Source organism: Streptomyces solicavernae (assembly GCF_029968095.1).
GTDB lineage: Bacteria > Actinomycetota > Actinomycetes > Streptomycetales > Streptomycetaceae > Streptomyces > Streptomyces solicavernae.
The window spans coordinates 147,481-169,526 of sequence record NZ_JASCIR010000005.1; the positions used below are offsets into that span (position 1 = coordinate 147,481).

A 22,046-nucleotide genomic window follows, 5' to 3' on the forward strand; every position below is an offset into this window, starting at 1 on the left:
AGGTCCCGAAAATTCCGCTCAAAGCGAACATGACGAATCCGCAGCAGCATCTCAGACAGGCAGGGTGACTCGCATCACGAGACCACCCCCCTCGCGCGGCTCCGCGATGATACGGCCTCCGTGGGCGCGGGCCACCGAGCGGGCGATGGACAGGCCGAGGCCCACTCCCTTGTCGCTCCCGGTCCGCTCCGTACGCAGCCGCCGGAACGGCTCGAAGAGGTTGTCGATCTCGTACGCCGGGACGACGGGTCCGGTGTTCGAGACGAGCAGGACCGCCTGGCCTTCCTTCACCTCGGTCCTGACCTCGACCCAGCCTCCCTCGGGCACGTTGTACCGCACGGCGTTCTGCACCAGGTTCAAGGCGATCCGCTCAAGCAGGACGCCGTTGCCCTGCACCACCGCGAGGCCGCGCTCGCCCCGGATCTCCACGCCCTTCCCCTCGGCCTCGGCCCGCACCTGGTCGATGGCGCGCGAGGCGACCTCGGCGATGTCGACGGGCCCCCGCTCCACGATCTGGTTGTCGCTGCGGGCGAGCAGCAGCAGCCCCTCGACCAGCTGCTCGCTGCGCTCGTTGGTGGAGAGCAGCGTCTTGCCGAGCTGCTGCAGCTCGGCGGGCGCACCGGGGTCGGACAGATGCACCTCCAGGAGCGTGCGGTTGATCGCCAGGGGCGTGCGGAGCTCGTGCGAGGCGTTGGCGACGAACCGCTGCTGGGCCGTGAAGGCGCGCTCCAGGCGGTCCAGCATCTCGTCGAAGGTGTCGGCGAGCTCCTTCAACTCGTCGTCCGGGCCGTCCAGTTCGATGCGCCGGGACAGGTCCGAGCCAGCCACGCGGCGGGCGGTGCGGGTGATCCGGCCGAGCGGCGAGAGCACCCGGCCGGCCATCGCGTACCCGAAGGCGAAGGCGATCACGCTGAGGCCGAGCAGGGCGAGCAGCGAACGGCTGAGCAGGTCGTCGAGGGCCTTCTGGCGCTGGTGGTTCAGGCAGGCGTTCAGCGCGGCGTTGAACTGGTCCTGGCTGCCGGTGGCGGCGACCAGGTTGGGGCACGTCTCGCTGTAGACCTTGACCTCGCTGCCTTCCATGATCTTGAAGGGCAGCTCGTTGCCCACATGGACGGCCTGGGCCGCGAGCAGGTAGATGATCGAGAGCAGCAGGATCCCGGCGATCAGGAACATGCCGCCGTACAGCAGGGTGAGCCTTATGCGGATGGTGGGGCGCAGCCACGGGAACGGCGGCTCCGGCCGGTCCGGGGCATACGCCGGTTTCGGAGGCGCGGGGGGCGGCGCCGGGGTCGAGGCCATGGAGGGATCAGATCCGGTATCCGGAGCCGGGCACGGTGACGATGACGGCGGGTTCGCCGAGCTTGCGGCGCAGCGTCATCACGGTCACGCGCACCACGTTGGTGAACGGGTCGGTGTTCTCGTCCCAGGCCTTCTCCAGGAGCTGCTCGGCCGAGACGACGGCGCCCTCGCTGCGCATCAGCACTTCCAGTACGGCGAACTCCTTCGGCGCGAGCTGGATCTCCTTGCCGTCCCGGAAGACCTCGCGGCGGTTGGGGTCCAGCTTGATGCCGGAGCGCTCCAGGACGGGCGGGAGCGCCACCGTCGTACGCCGGCCGAGGGCGCGCACGCGCGCGGTGAGCTCGGTGAACGCGAAGGGCTTGGGGAGGTAGTCGTCGGCGCCGAGCTCCAGGCCTTCCACGCGGTCGCTGACGTCGCCGGAGGCGGTGAGCATCAGGACGCGGGTGGGCATGCCGAGCTCGACGATCTTGCGGCAGACGTCGTCCCCGTGGACGAGGGGGAGGTCGCGGTCGAGCACCACGACGTCGTAGTCGTTCACGCCGATGCGTTCCAGGGCGGCCGCGCCGTCGTACACGACGTCGACCGCCATGGCCTCCCGGCGCAGTCCGGTGGCCACCGCATCGGCGAGCAGCTGCTCGTCCTCGACGACGAGTACGCGCACGTCTTCTGTCCTTCCGCTTGGCCCTTGCCGGGCAGGCTTGATCACGAGTGGTGTGAGCCCCTCCATCCTGCCTCTTTCGGCCATAAACCGGCCGTAAGGCGGTCGCACGAACGTGGAATTCCGGGATTCGGGCGCGAGTTGAGGTTTCCGTCGAACCGAGCCTGGGGAGGACGACTCCACACCCGCGATCACTCTTTGCATGTGGCACGCCACGGCGCAGCCCCGCAGGCTGCGACAGACGTGATCGCCCCTTCCCGAGGGCACACCCCGTGCCACCGACCACGACCCACGACGAGGGGGCGCAACCATGGACGCATTCACCGCAGGGCTCCTGCACCGCATAAAGACCACCGAGTCCGACCTTTCGCAGGCTCGCGCGGACGGCGACGACTTCCTCGTGGAGGTCGAGGAGGCCGAGCTCGACGACCTGCGCCGCCTCGCGGCTGAGCACGGCGTGCAGGTCGCCTGAGACCGTTCACGCTCCGTTCACCCGTTCCGTACGCGAAGTCCGTGCGGAAGTCCGAACGAAGCCGTACGCGAAGTCCGTACGCGAAGTCCAGCCAGCGAAGAGCCCCGGCACCTCCCAGGTGCCGGGGCTCTTCGCTGTCTGCGCGGGGCTCAGTCGTGCCAGGCGCCCAGCTCGTCCAGCTTGCCCTGCAGGGTCTCGAAGAGGCCGGGCGGCGCGGCCACGGTCAGCTCGGTCGACAGCTCCTCGCCGGGCCGGCCGCCGACGAGGGCGCCCGCCTCCCGCGCGATGAGCTCTCCGGCGGCGTAGTCCCAGGGGTTGAGGCCGCGCTCGTAGTACGCGTCGAGGCGGCCGCAGGCCACGTCGCACAGGTCGATGGCCGCCGAGCCGCCGCGGCGGATGTCGCGGACCTGCGGGATCAGCTGCCGGACCACCTCGGCCTGGCGGATCCGGCGCTCCTCGCGGTAGCCGAAGCCGGTGCCGAGCAGGGCCTGGCCGAAGGCGGGCGCGGCGCCGGCCTTCAGCGGCTGCTCGCCGACGTACGCGCCCTCGCCGAGACAGGCCCGGAAGGTCTCGCCCTGCATCGGCACGTGCACGACGCCGACGACGGTCTCGCCGTCCTTGCGGGCGGCGATGGACACGGCCCAGGCGGGGCGGCCGTAGAGGTAGTTGACCGTGCCGTCGATGGGGTCGATGACCCACTGAACGCCGGTGGTGCCCTCGACGCTGGCGCCCTCCTCTCCGAGGAAGCCGTCGTCGGGCCGGTGGTCGCCGAGGTAGCCGGTGATCAGCTTCTCGGAGGCGATGTCCATCTCGGTGACTACGTCGACGGCACTGGTCTTGGTGGCGGCCACGCCGAGGTCCGCGGGGCGGCCGTCGCGCAGGAACGCGCCCGCGCGCTCGGCGGCGGCGACGGCCAGGTCGAGGAGTTCGGCCTGCAAGGCCTGCGATGCCTGCAACTGCTGGGTCACGGTGGGGAGTTCCTTACGCGTAGGGGCTGTCGGCGCCTGCGGCCGCGGGCTTCGGCGACCGGGCCGGGCAGCAGCCGAGCGGGCACAGGTCGTGGCTCGGGCCGAGCGTGCCGAGGGCGCAGGGGCGGACGTCCTCGCCGCGTTCGGTGCGGGCGCGCTCCAGGACGAGGTCGCGGACCGCGGCGGCGAAGCGCGGGTCGGCGCCGACCGTCGCGGAGCGGGCCACCGGCAGGCCGAGCTCGGCGGCCTTGGCGGTGGCCTCGGTGTCGAGGTCGTACAAAACCTCCATGTGGTCGGAGACGAAGCCGATGGGGACCATCACGACGGCGGGCACTCCGGCCGCGTGCCGCTCCTCCAGGTGGTCGCAGATGTCCGGCTCCAGCCACGGGATGTGCGGGGCGCCGGAGCGGGACTGGTAGACGAGCTGCCAGGGCCTCTCCGCGACGCCGGTCTCCTCGGCCACCGCGTCCGAGATCAGCCGGGCGACGTCCAGGTGCTGCTCGACGTACGCACCGCCCTCGCCGTGCTCCTCGACCGTGCCCGAGGTGTCCGCGGCGGCGGTCGGGATGGAGTGCGTGGTGAAGGCGAGGTGCGCGGAGTCCCGTACGTCCTCCGGGAGCCCGGCGAGGGACGCGAGGACGCCGTCGATCATGGGGCGGACGAAGCCGGGGTGGTTGAAGTAGTGCCGCAGCTTGTCGATCTTCGGCAGCTCCAGGCCCTCGGCCTCCAGGGCGGCGAGCGAGTCCGCGAGGTTCTCGCGGTACTGGCGGCAGCCGGAGTACGAGGCGTACGCGCTGGTGGCCAGGACCAGGATGCGGCGGTGGCCCTCGCCCACCAGCTCGCGCAGGGTGTCCGTCAGGTAGGGCGCCCAGTTGCGGTTGCCCCAGTAGACCGGCAGGTCCAGGCCGTGGTCGGCGAAGTCCTTGCGCAGGGCGTCGAGCAGCGCGCGGTTCTGGTCGTTGATCGGGCTGACCCCGCCGAACAGGAAGTAGTGCTGCCCCACCTCCTTGAGCCGCTCCTTGGGGATGCCGCGGCCCTTCGTCACGTTCTCCAGGAACGGCACCACGTCGTCGGGGCCCTCGGGGCCGCCGAAGGAGAGCAGCAGCAGGGCGTCGTAAGGGGTGGAGTCAAGCGCTTCTGGCATGGTTCCGATCCTGCCACCCCCGCTGAGCGCCGGAAAACGCGGTGCGTTCCGGGATTTCCCGGCCGTAAGCTGTATGGGCCATCTACACGCCTTACGTACGCCGCCAGCGGAGCCCTCCTTGCCCAGCCCCTACCGCGCCATCTTCGACGCCCCCGGCACCCGGGCGTTCTCCGCCGCCGGCTTCCTCGGCCGCCTGCCGCTCGCCATGATGGGCATCGGCATCGTCACGATGATCTCCCAGCTCACGGGCCGGTACGGGCTCGCGGGCGCCCTTTCGGCCACCGTCGCCCTGTCGGCCGCGGTGATCGGCCCGCAGATCTCCCGGCTCGTCGACCGGCACGGTCAGCGCAGGGTGCTGCGGCCCGCGACGCTGGTCGCGCTGTGCGCGGTCGCCGGGCTCCTTGTCGCGGCGAAGCTGGAGCTGGCCGACTGGACGCTGTTCCTGTTCGCGGCCGGAGTGGGCTGTGTGCCGAGCCTCGGTTCGATGGTGCGCTCGCGCTGGGTGTGGGTGTACCAGGCGGAGCCGCGCAGGCTGCACACCGCGTACTCCTTCGAGTCCGTGGTGGACGAGGTCTGCTTCATCTTCGGGCCGATCGTGTCCATCGGGCTCTCCACGGCCTGGTTTCCGGAGGCGGGGCCGCTGCTCGCCGGGCTGTTTCTGGCCGTTGGCACGTTCTGGCTGACCGGGCAGCGCCGCACCGAGCCGGTACCGCATCCGCGCGAACACCACTCGGGCGGCTCGGCGCTGAAGTCGCCCGGCCTGCAGGTCCTGGTGCTGACGTTCGTGGCGACGGGCGCGATCTTCGGGGCGATCGACGTGGTCACGGTGGCGTTCGCGGAGGCCGAGGGGCACAAGTCGGCGGCCAGCCTGGTGCTCGCGGTGTACGCGCTCGGCTCCTGCCTCGCCGGTGTGGTCTTCGGGCTCGTGCGGTTGCGGGGTCCGGCCGCCCGGCGGTGGCTGCTGGGTGTCTGTGCGATGGCCGTGAGTATGATCCCGCTTCAACTGGTCGGGAACCTTCCGTTTCTGGCCGTGGCGCTGTTTGTCGCGGGCCTGTCCATCGCGCCGACGATGGTGACCACCATGGCCCTGGTCGAGCAGCACGTACCACGCGCGAAGCTGACCGAGGGTATGACCTGGACGTCCACCGGGCTCGCGGTCGGCATCGCGCTCGGCTCGTCGGCCTCCGGCTGGGTGATCGACGCGGCCGGGGCGCGCTCGGGGTACGCGGTGCCGGGAGTCGCCGGCATCGCCGCGGTCGCGGTCGCGTTCCTGGGGTATCGCCGGCTGAAGCGGCCGGTGCCGCAGCGGGGAGGGGCCTATGAACACGCAGCACACAGCGCAGCCGAACGGCCGGAGCGGATCGACGGCACAGCGGCCGACCCCGTGGCGTAACTGGGCCGGCAACGTCGTCTCGCGCCCGGCGCGGGAGGTGACGCCCGCCTCCGTGGACGAGCTGGCCGAGGCGCTGCGTACGGCGGCGGAGCGCGGCGAGCGCGTGAAGCCGGCCGGTACGGGCCACTCCTTCACCGCGGCCGCCGCGACGGACGGCGTGCTGATCCGGCCGAACCTCCTCACCGGCATCCGGAAGATCGACCGCGAGGCCGGCACCGTCACCGTGGAGGCGGGCACTCCGCTGAAGCGACTGAACCTGGCCCTGGCCCGCGAGGGCCTGTCGCTCACGAACATGGGCGACATCATGGAGCAGACCGTCGCGGGCGCCATCAGCACCGGCACCCACGGCACCGGCCGCGAGTCGGGTTCGATATCCGCCCAGATCACGGCACTTGAGCTGGTCACCGCCGACGGCACGGTCCTGACCTGCTCGGCGAAGGGGACCCCCGAAGAACGGGCGGTCTTCGCGGCCGCCAGGATCGGCATCGGCGCGCTCGGCGTGGTCACGGCGATCACCTTCGCGGTGGAGCCGGTCTTCCTGCTCACGGCCCGCGAGGAGCCGATGACCTTCGACAAGGTCACCACCGAGTTCGATCAACTCTTCGCGGAGAACGAGCACTTCGAGTTCTACTGGTTCCCGCACACCGGCAACTGCAACACCAAGCGCAACAACCGCAGCGCGGGCCCGGAGAACCCGGTGGGCGCGCTGAGCGGCTGGTTCGAGGACGAGTTCCTCTCCAACGGTCTCTTCCAGGCGGTCAATTCACTGGGCCGCGCCTTCCCCGGCACGATCCCCGCGGTCGCGAAGATCTCCAGCAAGGCGCTCTCCGCCCGCACCTACACCGACATCCCGTACAAGGTCTTCACATCTCCGCGCCGGGTGCGCTTCCTGGAGATGGAGTACGCGGTGCCGCGCGAGGCCCTTGTGCCCGCGCTGCGCGAGCTGAAGGCCATGGTCGACCGCTCGCCGCTGCGCGTCAGCTTCCCGGTCGAGGTCCGCACGGCGCCCGCCGACGACATCACCCTGTCGACGGCCTCGGGCCGCGACAGCGCGTACATCGCGGTGCACATGTACAAGGGCACTCCGCACCGGGCGTACTTCACGGCGGCCGAGAAGATCTTCACCGCGCACGCGGGGCGCCCGCACTGGGGCAAGATCCACACGCGGGACGCGGAGTACCTCTCCTCCGTCTACCCGCGCTTCGGCGAGTTCACCGCGCTCCGCGACCGCCTGGACCCGGACCGCCTGTTCGGCAACGACTACCTGCGCCGGGTGCTCGGCGGCTGAGGCTCACTCGGTGGCTCACTCGGTGGGCGTGCCGCCCTCGTCCTGCCCGGTGCCGCTGCCCGAGGGCTCGGGGCTCGACGGCGACGGCGAGGGGTCGGTGTCGGTGTCGGACTCGGACGGGCTGGGCGCCGGCGTCGGGTCCGTCTGCCCGGACGACTGCGACGGGCTCGGCTCGGGGTCCGGCGCGGTGCTCCCGGAGTCGCCGCCCGGCCTGGCCGTGGGCCCGGTGGCCGGGGTCCGCTCGCCGCTGCCGGTGCTCCCCTCGCCGGTCGGCGCCGGCTGCGCCGGACGCTCGTCCGGGGTGCCGTGCCGCTGCTCGCCGGACGAGGACCCGCCCCACGAACCGGGCCGCAGCACCCGCGAGTCGTTGCCGCTGAAGCTGTTCCCCGAGACGAGTTCGTACGTGGAGATGCCGGCCATGGTCACGCCGAAGATCAGCGCGGCACCGAGCAACGGCCGCTTCCAGCTCTTGATCCGCCTGCCTTGGACGGGCGGGGGTGCTTCGACGGGCGGGGGTGCTTCGACGGGCCGAGGCGCCTTGACGGGCCGAGGCGCCTTGACGGGCCGAGGCGCCTTGAGGGAAGCGGCCCCGAGGAGGCGGGTCTCGTCGTCGGCACTCCCCTCCGGGCCGCCGGTGGAACTCCCCTCCGGGCCGCCGGTGTTCGCGCGCAGCAGCATCGTGGCGTCGGCCCGCGGCAGCACGGTGGTCGCGTCGGCGTCCGGCTCCGGATGGCGTACGGGCGTGAGGAGTTGGGTGCGTTCGGCGTCGACCTTGGTGAGCAGCTGCGTACGGCCGCTGTCCGTGCCTCCGACGGAGGCGAGGCGCTGCGTACCGTCCGCTTCGACGGTGCCCGTGACGGGCAGAACGGTCGTCGCGTCGCCTTCGGCGGTCACGACACCGGGGCGCCAGCTCGTGGTCACCGGGCCGGTGACGGAGCCCGTCGCGGGGTCCGCCGCCGCCGACGGGGCCCGGAACGTGGCCGGCACCGGACGCCCGTCCGCCGTGAGCGGCACCTGGCGCGCCCGCGGCTTGGCCTTCTCCGCGGCCTCGCGCACCTGCTCGCCCGTACGCGAGAAGAAGTGCTGGAAGACGGAGCCGCCACAGGTCGCGATCACGCTGACCAGGCCGGCGCCGAGGATCGTGCCGTAGACACCGAAGCTGGAAGCGAGCTTGGCGGCCACGACCGCGGCGACGGCACTGCCCGCGACCTGCGGCACGTTCAGGTCGATCTTCATGCGCTTCGACTTCGCACCGTTCGCACTGTTCACACCGTTCGCGCTGCTCGCCCCGGTCTTACCGGTATCAGCCTTCTCTTCCATCCCCGTCCCTTGACTGCCGTTTGATTGCCGTTCTCTCCTGACTGCACTCTCAAGTGACATTTGGGCGAAGCGGATAGTTCCGTTTTTGCAGATTCTGTGAAGCAAGACACCCCCGCACGCAGCGGGTTTGTGATCCACAACTCCCAACTGCCTTGCCCTGTGAGAAGTTCGGCGGCGCGGCGGTCCACCCGAGTGGTCCGAATGGAGTACTGTTGCGAGCCCTGGGTCCGGTCTCCAACCTGGGTGCCCGGGAGCGGTTTCAGCATCTCCGGGAGGGGGCTCGCTGCACAGAGTGACGAAGCGGTCACTTAGAGTTGCGAATAGGTAACCGTGCCATAACGGCGATCCAGGGCCCATGCCCGACACGCCGGGCAACTCGGCAAGGTTGTGGCAGGCTGCACCCGGGCAGGCCACACTCGACTAGCGGAAGCAGCGTTACGCACGTGACGTCGGCAGGCACCACCCGGGAGGTCCCCATGCCCGAACTGCGTGTCGTGGCTGTCAGCAACGACGGCACACGGCTGGTGCTGAAGGCTGCGGACTCGACGGAGTACACGCTTCCGATCGACGAACGGCTGCGCGCGGCAGTACGCGGCGATCGCCCACGCCTCGGCCAGATCGAGATCGAGGTGGAGAGCCATCTTCGCCCCCGCGACATCCAGGCCCGGATACGGGCCGGAGCCTCCGCCGAAGAGGTCGCCCAGTTCGCCGGCATCCCCGTCGACCGTGTCCGCCGCTTCGAGGGCCCCGTCCTCGCCGAGCGCGCGTTCATGGCCGAGCGGGCCCGCAAGACGCCCGTCCGCCGGCCCGGCGAGAACACCGGCCCGCAGCTCGGCGAGGCCGTCCAGGAACGGCTGTTGATCCGCGGCGCCGACAAGGACTCCGTCCAGTGGGACTCCTGGCGCCGGGACGACGGCACCTGGGAAGTGCTGCTCGCCTACCGCGTCGCGACCGAGGCACACACCGCGAGCTGGACGTACGACCCGCCCCGGCGGCTCGTCCAGGCCGTGGACGACGAGGCACGCTCGCTGATCGGCGAGGCCGACGACATCGCGCCGCCCGAGCCGAGCTTCCCGTTCGTGCCGCGGATCGCCCGGCTGCCCCGGGACCGGCCGCTCGACCGCGCCCTGGACCGGCAGCTCGACCGACAGCTGGACCGCCCGAGCATCCCCTCGCCCGCCCCCGAGCCGGCCGAGGAGAGCGAGGACGAGCGGGACTCGCTGACCAGCCTCCTGGAAGCCGTACCCAGCTTCCGGGGCGACCTGGTCGTGCCCGAACGCCCCGCACCGCCCGCCCCCGCCACCGGACCGTCCGCGGCACCCGCCGCGAGCGCCAACTCCGCCTCCACCTCCACGACGGAGCGACCCGCCGTCGAGGAGCCCGAGCAGGAGCCCGAGGCCGGGGAACCCCCGGCCCCGGCCGCCTCCGCCGGATCCGCGTACGCGGACGTGCTGATGCCGCGTGCCGTCGCCGGACACCGCGACCGCCTGGTCGGCACCACCGACCGGCAGGCCGAGGCCGACGGCGTCCGTCCGGGCCGCCGCGCCGCGGTGCCGAGCTGGGACGAGATCGTCTTCGGCACGCGGCGCAAGAAGCAGGACTGAGCCCGCGTACGACAACGCAAGAAGCAGGACTGAGCCCCCGTACGACAACGCATGAGGTGGGCCCGAGCCGGAACTTCGGCTCGGGCCCACCTCACGTACACGCCCTCACGAACACGCCCTCACGTACACGCCCTCACTGCGGGTCCGGTCCCGTCGCCACCGGGCGGGACTCGTCCGCGGACCAGTGAGACCACGAGCCCGGGTACAGCACCGCCGGAACGCCCGCGACCGCGAGGGCGAGCACCTCGTGGGCGGCCGAGACACCCGAGCCGCAGTAGACGCCGACCCGAGTGCCGCTCTCCGCCCCAAGTGACCTGAAACGCTCCGCCAGTTGCTCGCGCGGCAGAAAGCGGCCGTCCGGGCCGACGTTCCCCGTCGTCGGCGCCGAGACCGCGCCCGGGATGTGGCCGCCCACCCGGTCGATCGGCTCGACGTCGCCCCGGTAGCGCTCCGCGGCGCGGGCGTCCAGGAGCAGCCCGGAACGGGCGAGGGCGGCCGCGCCGTCCGCGTCCACGGCGCCCGTCTCCCCCGGCTTCGGGACGAAGTCGCCGGGTGCCGGATCGGGCGTACGCGTGGACAGCTCGCCCTCCCACGCCGCGAGGCCGCCGTCCAGGACACGCACCGAGGGGTGGCCCGTCCAGCGCAGCAGCCACCAGGCGCGCGCCGCCGCCCAGCTCTGGCCGCCGTCGTACACGACCACGTCACGGTTCGCCGACACCCCGGCCTCGCGCATCGCCGCGCCGAAGACGTCCAGGTCAGGAAGGGGGTGGCGGCCGCCGGGGCCGGGCGGAGCGGCCAGCTCCGCGTCCAGGTCCACGAAGACGGCGCCCGGCAGATGGCCGGCCGCGTACTCGGCGCGGCCGTCGAAGCCGGGCTCACCTGCGGCCTTCGGTGCGGTGAGCTGCCAGCGGACGTCGAGGAGCACCGGCGGGCGGCCGCCCGCCAGGTCGCTCGCGAGTTCGGATCCAGAGATGATGGCTGTCATGGGGCACATCCTTGCGCAAAGTCTGGTCGCCCCGCCCAGGGACGACTACCCTGCACCGCCGGCTGTTCCCGCGATCAACATCCTAGGGAAACGGTGCGGAAACGGATGAGCAGCGGCAATACGGGCATCCTCCCCACGGTCCCGTGGGCCGCGGCGCGGCCGGAGCGCAAGGTCCAAGGAGAAGGGCGCAGGCCACCGTCCGGCGCCCGGTGGATCACCCTGACGGTCCGAGGAGACGAGTCACGATGACCGAGTCCACAGCTCGGCACACCCCTGGCACGCCTTGCTGGGTGAGTCTGATGGTGCACGGCATGGCCACGACCCAGGAGTTCTACGGCGCACTGTTCGGCTGGGAGTTCCGCCCCGGCCCGGAACAGCTGGGCCCGTACGTCCGGGCGCTGCTCGACGAGCAGGAGGTCGCCGGGATCGGTCAGCTGCCGCGCGACCGGCACCTGCCCGTCGCCTGGACGCCCTACCTGGCGACGGACAACGCGGACGCCACCGCCGAGACCATCCGGCACTGCGGCGGCACCGTCGGCGTCGGGCCGCTCGACGCCGGCGAGGCGGGCCGGATGGCGATCGGCGTCGACTCGGTGGGCGCCGTCTTCGGGGTCTGGCAGGCCGCCGAGCACCACGGCGTCTCCGGCGCGGGCCGGCCCGGCACCCCGGTGTGGAACGAGCTGATCACCCGCGAGACGGCGTCGGTCGGCAAGTTCTACTCCTGCCTCTTCGAGTACCACGAGGAGCCCGTCGTCTCCGCCGACTTCGACTACGTGACCCTGCAGCTGGACGGCCGGGCGGTCGCCGGCATCCACGGCGTCGGTGAGGTACTGCCCCGCGATCACGACCCGCACTGGATGACGTACTTCGAGGTCGAGGACGCGGACCGGGCGGTCGTACGGATCACCGAACTCGGCGGTCACGTCCTGCGCGCGCCACGCGACAGCGCACACGGCCGACTCGCGACGGTCGCGGACCCGGAGGGGGCGGTGTTCAGCATCGTGCATTCGGGAGCCTGACCGGGGAACGGCCCCGCGGGGGGGGGCCGACCGGCCCGGGATTCCGCACCAGGTGGGGGTCAGGGCTGCGTGACCGGCAGGACGTCCGGTGAGACAGCCGCCGCCCGCGCCGTCGCACTCGTCAGGTGGCGGCGGTGGTGGCGGCGGCACAGGACCTCGTAGCCGACCTCCTCGGCCGGGCGGTCCACGTCTCCTACGACGACCTGCTCGCCCTCGACGACCATCGCGCCGCCGACCGTGCGGGCGTTGTGCGTGGCCCGGGCGCCGCACCAGCACATCGCCTCGACCTGCAACGTCTCTATGCGGTCGGCGAGTTCGATGAGGCGCTGCGAGCCGGGGAAGAGCTTGGTGCGGAAGTCCGTGGTGATGCCGAACGCGAAGACGTCCATGTCCAGGTCGTCCACGACCCGGGCCAGCTGGTCGATCTGTTCCGGCGCGAGGAACTGCGCCTCGTCCACGATCACGTAGTCCACCCGCTCGCCCTGCGACATCCGCTCCACCAGGTACCCGTACAGGTCGAGGCCCGGCGCCGCCTCCACGGCGTCCGTGACCAGGCCGAGCCGGGAGGAGAGCTTGCCCTCGCCCGCCCTGTCGTCCCGGGTGAAGATGATGCCCTGCAGTCCCCGCGCCGACCGGTTGTGACCGATCTGGAGGGCGAGGGTGCTCTTGCCGCAGTCCATGGTTCCGGAGAAGAACACCAGCTCGGGCATGGAGAGTTGAGGACCTTTCGGTACGTACGTGGGGGAGGCGAGGACGCGCAGGCCGTGTTCAGGTGCGGACTTCGAGGAGCGGGACCAGCTGCTCGACCGCCGTCATGGAGCCGTGGTTGCCGACCATCGCGGACTCGTTGGGCTCCCGCTCCGAGGCGATGATCAGGACGTCGTCGCGGGCGGCGGCGATCACGTCGCCGAGCCGGCCGTACACCCGCTCGTCGCAGGTCCCGGGCGGGCCGAACCAGCCAGCCGCGATGGCCTCCTCGCGGCTCGCCACCCAGAACTGCTCGCCCAGCACCTCGCGCCAGCAGGTCAGCACGTCGCCCTCGGCGCCGGGGACGGCGTAGACGTGCCGGGCGCGGCCCTCGCCGCCGAGCAGCGCGACGCCCGCGCGCAGCTCCCAGTCCTCGTCGAAGTCGATGCGGTGCTGCTCGTCGAAGGGGATGTCGATCATGCCGTGGTCGGCGGTGACGTACAGCGCGGAGCGGGGCGGCAACTGTTCGGCGAGGCGCTGCACCAGGCGGTCGACGTACATCAACTGGCCGCGCCAGGCGTCCGAGTCGACGCCGAAGCGGTGGCCCTTGCCGTCCACCTCGGAGTAGTACGTGTAGACCAACGACCGGTCCCCCGCGGCGAGTTGCCCGGCCGCGAGGTCCATGCGCTCCTCGCCGGAGAGCCTGCCGTGGAAGCTGCCGCCGCTGAGGGCGATCTTGGTGAGCGGGGTCTGCTCGAAGGCCGGGGACGACACCTGGGCGGTGTGTACTCCGGCCTCGTGGGCGGTCTGGAAGACCGTCGGATAGGGCTGCCAGATGTGCGGCGGAGTCCAGGGGTTCCAGCGCAGCTGGTTCATCAGCGCGTCGGTGTCCGGGTTGCGCACCGTGTAGCCGGGCAGGCCGTGCGCTGCGGGCGGCAGTCCGGTGCCGACCGAGGCGAGCGAGGTCGCGGTGGTCGCGGGGAAGCCGACGGTGATGGGGCGTCCGGTGCCGCCGCGGGAGCTGCCGATCAGGGAGGTCAGGAACGGGGCCTCGTCGGGGTGGGCGAGCAGCTGCTCCCAGCCCAGGCCGTCGATGAGGAACACGCAGTTCCGGTCGGCTGCGGTGAGCTCCGGGATCTGTGCGTGCGAGCCGGGCACCTGCACGCCCATGCCGGTCGCGAGCGTGGGCAGCAGATCGGCCAGCGAGCCCGTGCCGTAGGCGGGTACGGGGGCGGAGTCGACGGAGAGGAACTCCGCGAAGTCCTCCGGCCAGTAAGGCTCGGCCATCAGCGGGCCGCCGGGCCGGCGGTCGCTGCCGTGACTGTTGTGGCTGCTGTGGCCTCGGAGAGTGCCTGCGCGAAGGCCAGGGTCTGGCGCACGGTGTCCGGGCCGTCACCGGCCTCGCTGACGCGCAGGCTCAGGTCGTCGGCCGTGGTGTTGCCCGTGTATCCGTGGTCGGCCTCGCAGTTGGGGTCGCCGCAGGCCGCGGGCTCCAGGTCGATCCGGGAGACGGCGCCCCAGCCGATGGTGAGCAGCACTTCGCGGGGCAGGCTGCCGGGCTGGTACTTCTCCGGGTTCGCGACGACCCGGCTGACCACGACCGAGGAGATCCGGCCGAGCTTCACGGACTCGGTGGAGGTGGTCGCGTACGGCGTCGGCGAGGTGGTGTCGGCGGCCTGCTCGTCGGTGTGGCTGACGATGAAGCGGGTGCCGGTGAGGACGAGGACCGTGACGTGACGGCGGACCTCGTTGGCGTCGAAGGTGGTCTCCTGGTGCACCAGGTACGACGCGATGGGCTCTCCGCCGACGGCGGCCTCCACCGCCTCGGCCACGAGAGCCGGGTAGTAGCCGCTGCGCTCGATCGCCGCGCGCAGCCCCTGGGTCGTCGTACCGGTCTTCGCCATGCAGCCCATCCTACGGGGGTACGGAGTCCGCCGTGGCACCCCCGGTCCGGCCCGGGACGGGGGGCGGTGACCGGGCGGGGCCGGGCGGGAGCAGGGGGGTGGGGACGGTTCAGTAGGCGGGCAGGGTACGGGGGCCGAGGTCGTCGCGGGCCGGGGGTGGGGCGAGGCGGACGGTGGCGCTGAGTACGGCGGCGCCGCGCTGGCCGACGACCACGGGTTCGAGTGTGACGGAGACGATCTCCGGGTGGTCGTCGACCAGCAGGGAGACCCGGAGCAGCGCGTCCTCCAGGGCAGCGGTGTCCACCGGGGACGAGCCGCGCCAGCCGAAGAGGAGGGGTGCGGTTCTGATGGATCTGATGAGTCCGGCGGCGTCTCTGTCGGTGACCGGGACGAGGCGGTGCGCGGTGTCGCCGAGGAGTTCGGAGGGGGCTCCGGCCAGACCGAAGGAGAGGACGGCTCCGGCGGCCGGGTCGATCGTGGCGCGTACGACGGTGTCGACGCCGCGCGGCACCATGGCCTGCACGACCGGCCGCAGTTCCTCCGGCTTGCCGAGTGCCTCGGTCAACTCGGCGTAGGTGTCCCGCAGTTGGTCCTCGCCGGTGAGGTCGAGCCGGACTCCGCCGAGGTCGGCGCGGTGGCGCAGGTGGGGTGCGGTGGTCTTGAGGGCGACCGGGTAGCCGAGGACGCGGGCGGCGTGCACGGCGGCGTCCGGGTCGGGCGCGGGCAGGGTGCGGTGGACCCGGATGCCGTACCGGCGCAGCAGGTCGTGGGCGTCGTCGGGGGCGAGCTCGAAGCTGCGGTCGGTGTCGGCGGCGGCGAGGAGGGCGTCGATCCGCTCGGCGGCGCCGCGCTCGTCGATGTCGTCGTACTGCGGGACGCGGCCGGGGTGATCGGCGTTCTCCCGCCGCCACTGGGCGTACTTGACGGCTTCACCGAGGGCACGTGCGGCACGCTCGGCGGCGGGGTAGGCGGGGATGCTGCCGGTGGGGTTGGTGGGGTTGGTGGGTGTGGTGGGGGTCGCGTTGGTGGGGGTGCGCGCGGTGTCGGGGGTGGTGCCCGGCGCGGTCCCGGGCGCAGGGGGCGCCGGTGGTTGTGTCGTCGGGCCGGTGGCGTGTTCCGGGGGGCGGGCGGCCAGGGCGCGGGCGGCCGAGGGGGAGGCGGCCGGGGTGCGGGCCGGGGCCGCGGATGGCTGGGGGCGTGGGGTGCCCTCGGCGGGCGGGGCCGTGCGGGACGCGGCGGAGAGGGCCTCGGCGAGCTGGCCGAGCTCGACCACGACCACGACGACCGGCTTGGCGGGCCCTGCCGCGACCGCCTCACGCAACGCGGCCGCCAGGGCGGAGGGGGACTGCGGCGCCGAGTCGCCGACCCAGGGGATCGCCGTGACCACGACCGCGTCGCAGTGGTCGTCGGCGAGGGCGGCGTCGAGCGCGGTACGGAAGTCGGCGGGCGTGGCCTGCGTGGTGAGGTCGAGCGGCCGCTGCGGCCTGAGCCCTTCCGCCAGGCAGGCGTCGTACGCGAGGACGCCGACCGACTCGGAGTTGCCGAGGATCGCGACCCGGGGTCCGGCGGGCAGGGGTTGCCCGGCGAGGAGAAGGCCGGCGTCGACGAGTTCGGTGACCGTGTCCACGCGGATCACGCCGGCCTGGCGCAGCAGCGCGGAGACCGTCGCGTGCGGGATCCGGGTGGCGGGCACCGCGTGGCCGATCGGGGCGCCGGAGTGCCGGGCGCCCTTGACCACGACCACCGGTTTGACGGCGGCGGTGCGGCGGGCGAGCCGGGTGAACTTCCTCGGGTTGCCGATGGATTCGAGGTACATGAGGGCGACGTCGGTGTCCGGGTCGTCGTACCAGAACTGCAGGACGTCGTTGCCCGAGACGTCGGCCCGGTTGCCGGCGCTGACGAAGGTGGACAGGCCCGTGCCGCGGCGGTGGAGCCCGGCGAGCAGGGCGATACCGATGGCGCCGGACTGGGTGAACAGGCCGACACGTCCGGCGGCGGGCAGCGTCGGGGCGAGCGAGGCGTTGAGGCGGATCTGCTCGGCGGTGTTGATGACGCCGAAGGCGTTGGGTCCGATGATGCGCATCCCGAACGAACGGGCCTGGCGCACCAACTCCCGCTGCCGGGCCAGCCCTTCGGGCCCCGACTCGGCGTACCCGGCGGACAGCACGACCAGGCCCTGCACCCCGTGCTCCCCGCACTCGGCGACGACGTCCGGAACGCGCTCGGCCGGTACGGCGACCACGGCGAGATCGACCGGCTCGTCGACCTCCCGCACCGAGCGGTGCGCCGGCACGCCGTCGACCTCCCGCTGGTCCGGGCCGAAGGCGCTGTTCACCGCGTACGCCCGGCCGGTGAAGCCGGATTCGACCAGGCTGTGCAGGACGGTGCGGCCGATGCCGCCGGGGCGGCGGCCCGCGCCGATCACGGCGACCGAGCCGGGAGTGAGCAGACGCCGCACGGAGCGGGCCTCGGCGCGCTGCTCGCGGGCGCGCTGCACGGCGAGCGAGGCCTCGGTGGGTTCCAGGCCGAACTCCAGGCGGACGACGCCGTCTTCGAAGCTGCGCTTCTGCTCGTACCCCGCGTCCCGGAACACCTTGATCATCTTGTTGTTGGCGGGCAGCACCTCGGCGGCGAAGCGCCGGATGCCGCGCTCGCGGGCGACCGCCGCGATGTGTTCGAGCAGGGCGGAGGCGACGCCGCGCCCCTGGTGGGCGTCCTGCACCAGGAAGGCGACCTCGGCCTCGTCCGCGGGGGCGGAGGCGGGGCGGCCCTGTTCGTCGATCCGGTCGTACCGCACGGTCGCGATGAACTCGCCGCCGACGGTGACGGCGAGGCCGACGCGGTCCACGTAGTCGTGGTGGGTGAAGCGGTGTACGTCCTTGGCGGACAGGCGGGGGTAGGGGGCGAAGAAGCGGTAGTACTTCGACTCGTCGGAGACCTGTTCGTAGAAGTTGGTCAGGCGGTCCGCGTCGGCGGTGGTGATGGGCCTGATCCTGGCCGTGCCGCCGTCGCGAAGGACCACGTCCGCCTCCCAGTGGTCGGGGTAGGCGGCGTCCTCCGTGGCTTCCGCGTCTTCGGCAGGCGTCTGCATGCGGCCCAGAGTACGGCGATCCGGCCGTTCGGTCAGGGCCTGTGGATAACCCTGGCGGGGCGGTGCGGCAAGGCCTCGTCGGAGCCTTCGCGGGCCGCCGTCCGGGGGCGTCTCACCCACTGAGTACGGGTCGCGGCGCCGACCCGTGCCATGCAAGGTAGGAAGGCCGTACGACGGGCGGAGTCAGGACGTACGACCTCTCGGAGCACCCGCCGCGGTATGAGACAGTGGTCTAGACAAGTGCTTGAGCGACATCTGAAGGGCAGCATCACATGGCTGAGCGCCGCGTCAACGTCGGCTGGGCCGAGGGCCTTCACGCCCGTCCCGCCTCCATCTTCGTCCGCGCGGCCACGGCCGCCGGCGTCCCCGTGACGATCGCCAAGGCCGACGGCAACCCGGTCAACGCCGCCTCCATGCTCGCGGTGCTCGGCCTGGGCGCCCAGGGCGGCGAGGAGATCGTGCTCGCGTCCGACGCCGAGGGTGCGGACGTCGCCCTGGACCGGCTGGCGAAGCTGGTCTCGGAGGGCCTTGAGGAGCTCCCCGAAACCGTCTGAGCGCACCACTGCACGCGGAAGCCCCGCAGGCCCGAAAGGGCCGCGGGGCTTCCGCGTTTTTCGGCGGGGATGAAACGGGAATAAAAGCAGCGCGACATAGGCGACCCGAGAAAATGGGCAGCCTTGAACAGGCCGGCCAATTTAAGACCCGCACACCTCATTCGTATACGGCTTCCGTTAATTGCGGCCGCTCGCCATGTTTACGGAATGTTGCGAAGTCCTCACCGCGGCCACCCGGCCGGCCCTGCCGCCGTCCCCTCGGCCGCCGTCTGCGGGAAAGCGCAGCCGGTGCGCGGACGTGGAGTACTCGGCGTGCTGGGCGGCGAGCGCGCGGGCCCGCTCGGCGTCACCGCGGGCCACGGCGTCGACTATTGCGCCGCGCTCCGCCCAGAGCTCGACCGGCTCGGCGGCCGGCTCGACCGCGTACATCCAGGCGATCTTCTGCCGCAGCTGGGTGAGCAGGGCGGTCAGGCCCGCGCTGCCGGCGGCCTGGGCCAGCGTCTCGTGGAACCAGCCGTCCAGGGAGCGCAGATCCCCGCTGTGACCGGCGCGGGCGCGCTGCCTCCCGAGCCGCACGAGGCCGCGCAGCACCTTGAGGTGGGCCTCGGTGCGGCGCTGCGCCGCGCGGGCGGCGCCGAGCGGTTCGAGCAGCAGCCGGACCTCAAGGAGGTCGGCGGCCTCCCGCGCGGTGGGCTCCGCGACGCACGCGCCCGCGTGCCTGCGCGTGCTGACGAACCCCTCCGCCTCCAGGGTGCGCAGCGCCTCGCGGACCGGGACGCGGGAGACGCCGTACCGCCGCGCGAGGACCTCTTCGGTGAGCCGGGCGCCGCGTTCGAGGACACCCGCGACGATGTCGGCACGGACCGCCGTGCATACCGAGTGCGCCGGAATGCGCATGACCGACCTCCACCTGTGAAATTACGCGTCCAGCGACTCTATGGCAGTTCGCCGGAATTCCAGGCGGGCGGCCTTAATTCATGGATGTCTTTTGACCTGGAACGCCAAAGGCCCCGGCGGGGTGCCGAGGCCTTCGGGAAGCGGTCTGCGCGCGGGCGGTGTGCGCGCCTGCGCTCGCGTCAGACGTTCACGCCGTGCGAGCGCAGGTACGCGACCGGGTCGATGTCCGAGCCGTAGTCGGGGGACGTACGGGCCTCGAAGTGCAGGTGCGGGCCCGTGGAGTTGCCGGTCGAGCCGGAGAGGCCTATCTGCTGGCCCGGGGTGACGGCCTGGCCGACCGTGACGCCGAGGGACGAGAGGTGGCCGTACTGCGTGTATGTGCCGTCGTTCATCTTGATCACGATGTTGTTGCCGTACGCCCCGCCCCAGCCGGCCTCGACGACGGTGCCGGAGCCGACCGCACGCACGGAGGTGCCTGCGGCGGCGTGGAAGTCGACGCCGCTGTGGCTGCCGGAGGACCAGAGCGCACCGCCGGCCTGGTAGCCGGTGGAGACGTACGAGCCGGCGACCGGCGTCGTGTAGCTGTTGAGGCGCTTGCGCTCGGCCTCGCGGGCGGCGCGCTCCTTGGCCTCGCGCTCCTTCTTGGCCTTCGCCTCGGCCTTGCGCTTGGCCTCGGCCTTGCGGGCGGCCTCGGCGCGCTCCTCCGCCTTCTTCTTGGCGGCGGCCTGCTCGGCGGCCTCCTGCTGGGCGGCGGCCTGGGCATCGATGCGGTCGGCGAGGGTGTCGCCCACGGAGGCGACCTGGTTGATGCCGGTGTCTTCGAGGGCCACGGAGCTCTCGGCGGCCATCGCGGGGGCGGCCAGGCCTCCGACGACGCCCGACGTGGTGAGGGCGGCGACGCCCGCGATGGTGGCGCTCCTGCGCGTCAGACGGCTGGGGCGGCGGTGCTTCCCGGTGGCACGGGCGAAAGCCATGGAGGGGCGGTGTCCTTTCCTTCCTTCTCGCCTACCGGGTTAGCTGACGGGTTCGGAGCAGGAAGGTCTCCTACGGGCCCCCTCCGCGCGGAGAGCGCCCGATTCACCCCAGGGACTGCGTGTGGGTCCCCGGCTCCCCTGGCTCGCGCCGTACGGGGACTCGGCGATGACTGTCCGGTGCCGCGGGCGCGGCGCATAGCTGGCGAACAGCCGGACCGACGCTAAACGGGACATCTTTCAATCAACAAACGGAGCACGGCTTTTGTAGTACACGCCACAGGACAGATCCCCAACCACTCTGAAATTTCAGCTCTAATCGGACATTCCGTGGTCGTGATGGGCGGACGGCACAGGGCCCCGGCGGCGCGAGTGCGCCATCGGGGCCCTGTGCCGGTTCCGGTTGCCCGCTCCGGCCCGACTTAGCCGGTGACGACGGTCACTTCGCCGATGCCGAGCGACTTCACGGTCTCCTCGATCTGCGCGGCGTCGCCCACCAGGACCGTGACGAGCCGGTCCTCGGGGAAGGCGTTCACGACGGCCGCGGTCGCCTCGACCGTGCCGGTCTCCGACAGGCGGCGGTACAGCTGCGCCTGGAAGTCGTCCGGCAGCCCCTGCTCGACCTGGTCGGCGAGGGTGGCCGAGACCGCCGCCGCCGTCTCGTACCGCAGCGGCGCCACTCCCACGAGGTTCTGCACGGCGACGTCCCGCTCGGCGTCGTCAAGGCCCTCGGCGGCGAGGGTCCGCAGCACCTTCCACAGGTCGTCAAGTGCCGGGCCGGTGTTGGGGGTGTCCACCGAACCGCTGATCGCGAGCATCGCCGCGCCGCTGCCGTCCGGCGCCGACCGCAGCACCTGCGCGAAGGCCCGCACACCGTAGGTGTAGCCCTTTTCCTCGCGCAGCACCCGGTCCAGACGGGACGTCAGGGTGCCGCCCAGGCAGTATGTGCCGAGCACCTGTGCCGGCCACACCTGGTCGTGCCGGTCCGCACCGATACGGCCGATCAGCAGCTGCGTCTGTACGGCGCCGGGCCGGTCGACGATGAAGACACGGCCGGTGTCGTCGGCGGTGACCGGCACTGCGGGGCGCGGCTGGGTGGTGTTTCCGGTCCACTCCCCCAGGGTCTCGCCGAGCATCGCGTCCAGGTCGGCGCCCTCCAGGTCACCGACGACGACGGCGGTCGCGGTGGCCGGGCGGACGTGGGCGTCGTAGAACGCGCGCACCCCGGCCGCGTCGATGCGCTCCACGGTCTCCTCGGTGCCCTGCCGCGGCCGCGACATCCGCGTCTCGGCCGGGAACAGCTGCTTGTAGAGCTCCTTGGCCGCGCGCCGCGCCGGGTTGGCCGTCTCGTGCGGGATCTCGTCCAGGCGGTTGCGTACGAGGCGCTTGATCTCGCTCTCGTCGAAGGCGGGGGCGCGCAGGGCGTCCGCGAGCAGGGCGAGGCCCTTCGACAGCCGGGAAACCGGCACTTCGAGGGAGATGCGCAGGCCGGGGTGGTCCGCGTGCACGTCGAGGGTGGCGCCGCAGCGCTCCAGCTCGGCGGCGAACTCCTCCGCGGAGTGCTTGTCGGTGCCCTCCGTGAAGGCCCGCGCCATGATCGTGGAGACGCCGTCCAGGCCCTCGGGCTCGGTGTCGAGCGGGGCGTCGAGGACGATGTCCACGGCGACGACCTGCTGGCCGGGGCGGTGGCAGCGCAGCACGGTGAGGCCGTTGGGCAGGGTGGCGCGGTCCGGGGCGGGGAACGCCCAGGGCTTGGCGGTGCCCGCCTGCGGCTGCGGGTGGAACTCCATGG

The 22,046-nt window shown here is 72.2% G+C and carries 19 protein-coding genes and 1 riboswitch; of the genes, 6 read left to right on the plus strand and 13 right to left on the minus strand.

Annotated features, from left to right (window positions below; genetic code table 11):
* Positions 1-51 precede the first annotated feature (51 nt).
* On the minus strand, positions 52-1,299 hold the full coding sequence (locus tag QIS99_RS08840; RefSeq protein WP_282512127.1) for a sensor histidine kinase: 1,248 nt from the start codon (positions 1,297-1,299) through the stop codon (positions 52-54).
* A 7-nt stretch (positions 1,300-1,306) separates the two neighbouring features.
* Positions 1,307-1,960, minus strand: coding sequence for a response regulator transcription factor (locus tag QIS99_RS08845; RefSeq protein WP_282512128.1), 654 nt, complete (start codon positions 1,958-1,960; stop codon positions 1,307-1,309).
* A gap of 307 nt (positions 1,961-2,267) precedes the next feature.
* Here QIS99_RS08845 and QIS99_RS08850 point away from each other — a divergent pair, with 307 nt between their 5' ends.
* A complete protein-coding gene (locus QIS99_RS08850) occupies positions 2,268-2,429 on the plus strand; it encodes a hypothetical protein (protein WP_282512129.1) in 162 nt (53 codons plus the stop codon).
* Between the two features lie 149 nt (positions 2,430-2,578).
* Here QIS99_RS08850 and QIS99_RS08855 read toward each other — a convergent pair whose 3' ends face one another.
* The gene (locus QIS99_RS08855; RefSeq protein WP_282512130.1) at positions 2,579-3,397 is read right to left on the minus strand and encodes an inositol monophosphatase family protein; all 819 of its coding nucleotides are present in this window, start codon (positions 3,395-3,397) and stop codon (positions 2,579-2,581) included.
* 13 nt (positions 3,398-3,410) lie between these two features.
* A complete protein-coding gene (locus tag QIS99_RS08860; protein WP_282512131.1) occupies positions 3,411-4,541 on the minus strand; it encodes a ferrochelatase in 1,131 nt (376 codons plus the stop codon).
* Between the two features lie 118 nt (positions 4,542-4,659).
* Here QIS99_RS08860 and QIS99_RS08865 point away from each other — a divergent pair, with 118 nt between their 5' ends.
* The gene (locus tag QIS99_RS08865; protein WP_282512132.1) at positions 4,660-5,934 is read left to right on the plus strand and encodes an MFS transporter; all 1,275 of its coding nucleotides are present in this window, start codon (positions 4,660-4,662) and stop codon (positions 5,932-5,934) included.
* A complete protein-coding gene (locus tag QIS99_RS08870) occupies positions 5,861-7,222 on the plus strand; it encodes a D-arabinono-1,4-lactone oxidase (protein WP_282512133.1) in 1,362 nt (453 codons plus the stop codon). Before QIS99_RS08865 ends, QIS99_RS08870 begins: the two co-directional genes overlap by 74 nt.
* 15 nt (positions 7,223-7,237) lie before the next feature.
* Here QIS99_RS08870 and QIS99_RS08875 read toward each other — a convergent pair whose 3' ends face one another.
* On the minus strand, positions 7,238-8,491 hold the full coding sequence (locus QIS99_RS08875; RefSeq protein ID WP_282512134.1) for a hypothetical protein: 1,254 nt from the start codon (positions 8,489-8,491) through the stop codon (positions 7,238-7,240).
* A gap of 527 nt (positions 8,492-9,018) precedes the next feature.
* Between QIS99_RS08875 and sepH the strand changes: the two genes are divergently transcribed.
* Positions 9,019-10,146 carry a septation protein SepH gene (gene sepH / locus QIS99_RS08880; protein ID WP_282512135.1) on the plus strand — a complete coding sequence of 376 codons (1,128 nt, stop codon included), beginning with the start codon at positions 9,019-9,021 and terminating at the stop codon, positions 10,144-10,146.
* A 133-nt stretch (positions 10,147-10,279) separates the two neighbouring features.
* Here sepH and QIS99_RS08885 read toward each other — a convergent pair whose 3' ends face one another.
* Positions 10,280-11,131 carry a sulfurtransferase gene (locus QIS99_RS08885; RefSeq protein ID WP_282512136.1) on the minus strand — a complete coding sequence of 284 codons (852 nt, stop codon included), beginning with the start codon at positions 11,129-11,131 and terminating at the stop codon, positions 10,280-10,282.
* Between the two features lie 245 nt (positions 11,132-11,376).
* Here QIS99_RS08885 and QIS99_RS08890 point away from each other — a divergent pair, with 245 nt between their 5' ends.
* Positions 11,377-12,150, plus strand: a complete 774-nt coding sequence (locus tag QIS99_RS08890; RefSeq protein WP_282512137.1) for a VOC family protein — start codon at positions 11,377-11,379, stop codon at positions 12,148-12,150.
* A gap of 59 nt (positions 12,151-12,209) precedes the next feature.
* Here the strand turns inward: QIS99_RS08890 and QIS99_RS08895 are convergent, their stop codons facing one another.
* The 4 genes from QIS99_RS08895 to QIS99_RS08910 form a co-directional block, all read right to left on the minus strand.
* Positions 12,210-12,860, minus strand: coding sequence for a thymidine kinase (locus QIS99_RS08895; protein ID WP_282512138.1), 651 nt, complete (start codon positions 12,858-12,860; stop codon positions 12,210-12,212).
* Positions 12,861-12,918: 58 nt separating this feature from the next.
* Positions 12,919-14,124 (minus strand): alkaline phosphatase family protein, encoded by a 1,206-nt coding sequence (locus tag QIS99_RS08900; RefSeq protein ID WP_282512139.1) that lies wholly within the window; start codon positions 14,122-14,124, stop codon positions 12,919-12,921.
* Positions 14,124-14,741 carry a DUF5998 family protein gene (locus QIS99_RS08905; RefSeq protein WP_282512140.1) on the minus strand — a complete coding sequence of 206 codons (618 nt, stop codon included), beginning with the start codon at positions 14,739-14,741 and terminating at the stop codon, positions 14,124-14,126. Before QIS99_RS08905 ends, QIS99_RS08900 begins: the two co-directional genes overlap by 1 nt.
* A 109-nt stretch (positions 14,742-14,850) precedes the next feature.
* Positions 14,851-17,832, minus strand: a complete 2,982-nt coding sequence (locus tag QIS99_RS08910) for a bifunctional acetate--CoA ligase family protein/GNAT family N-acetyltransferase (protein ID WP_282512141.1) — start codon at positions 17,830-17,832, stop codon at positions 14,851-14,853.
* 272 nt (positions 17,833-18,104) lie between these two features.
* Here QIS99_RS08910 and QIS99_RS08915 point away from each other — a divergent pair, with 272 nt between their 5' ends.
* Positions 18,105-18,386, plus strand: coding sequence for an HPr family phosphocarrier protein (locus QIS99_RS08915; protein WP_184565564.1), 282 nt, complete (start codon positions 18,105-18,107; stop codon positions 18,384-18,386).
* Positions 18,387-18,563: 177 nt separating this feature from the next.
* On the opposite strand, the gene QIS99_RS08920 is transcribed toward QIS99_RS08915, so the two are convergent.
* From QIS99_RS08920 to QIS99_RS08930, 3 genes are all read right to left on the minus strand, one after another.
* Positions 18,564-19,283: a GntR family transcriptional regulator gene (locus QIS99_RS08920; protein WP_282512142.1), complete on the minus strand. Its 720-nt coding sequence runs from the start codon at positions 19,281-19,283 to the stop codon at positions 18,564-18,566.
* A gap of 179 nt (positions 19,284-19,462) precedes the next feature.
* Complete coding sequence (locus QIS99_RS08925) at positions 19,463-20,257, minus strand: M23 family metallopeptidase (RefSeq protein ID WP_282512143.1); 795 nt, start codon at positions 20,255-20,257, stop codon at positions 19,463-19,465.
* Between the two features lie 14 nt (positions 20,258-20,271).
* A riboswitch (cyclic di-AMP (ydaO/yuaA leader) is annotated at positions 20,272-20,433 on the minus strand.
* Between the two features lie 243 nt (positions 20,434-20,676).
* Entirely contained in the window at positions 20,677-22,044 is a 1,368-nt protein-coding gene (locus QIS99_RS08930) for a M16 family metallopeptidase (protein ID WP_282512331.1), read from the minus strand.
* Positions 22,045-22,046: the final 2 nt, after the last annotated feature.